The 724-nt window shown below is 68.9% G+C and carries 1 protein-coding gene; it reads left to right on the top strand.

Annotated features, from left to right (window positions below; genetic code table 11):
- Positions 1–721: outer membrane protein (locus tag ME121_RS32870; protein WP_059410349.1), on the top strand; the 721-nt coding region annotated here is incomplete at its 5' end.
- Positions 722–724: the final 3 nt, after the last annotated feature.

Below are 724 nucleotides of genomic sequence, written 5' to 3'. Positions count from 1 at the left end.
CGCCGGCTACGGCTTCGACGCCAACAGCCGCAACACCACCAGCTACGCCCTGCCCGGCGGCTCGCTGATCAACTCGCCCGGCACCGCCGGCGTCGTCAGCGTCAGCAACCGCAACAACAACGACGGCTTCTCGGGCGGCGCCCAGATCGGCTACAACTATCAGTTCACCCCGGGCTCCGGCGTCGTGATCGGCTTCGAGGCCGACGCCCAGTACGTCGACTTCGCCCGCCGCGCCAACGCCACCCAGAACTACAGCTTCCTGGGCTTCCCCGGCGTCGCCTTCAGCAACCCGCCGGCCTTCGTCGCCACGAGCGGCAACGGGCTGGACTACTTCGGCACGGTGCGCGGTCGCCTCGGCTACGCCTTCGACCGCACCCTCGTGTACGGCACTGGCGGCTTCGCCTACGGCTCGGGCCAGGACGACCAGAACTTCGCCGGCAACCGCTTCCGCGACAGCTTCCGCACCGGCTGGGCCGCCGGCGGCGGCGTCGAGTACGCCCTGCCGACCGACTCGTTCCTGAACTTCTTCCGCTCCTCGGCCGTGACGCTGAAGGTCGAAGGCCTGTACGTCAGCCTCGACCGCCAGAAGAACTCGGCCGGCGGCGTGTTCTACGGCAACCTCCTGCCCCCGAACGGCATCGCCTACCTCAACGGCGCCGCCGCCAAGACCGAGTTCGCCGTCGTCCGCGCCGGCCTGAACTACAAGTTCGGCTCGTACTGAGAT

This window comes from Methylobacterium sp. ME121, from assembly GCF_000974725.1.
Taxonomy (GTDB): Bacteria; Pseudomonadota; Alphaproteobacteria; order Rhizobiales; family Beijerinckiaceae; genus Methylobacterium; species Methylobacterium radiotolerans.
Note: the sequence above shows the minus strand (reverse complement) of the source record. Positions and strands in the feature narration are given on the sequence as shown.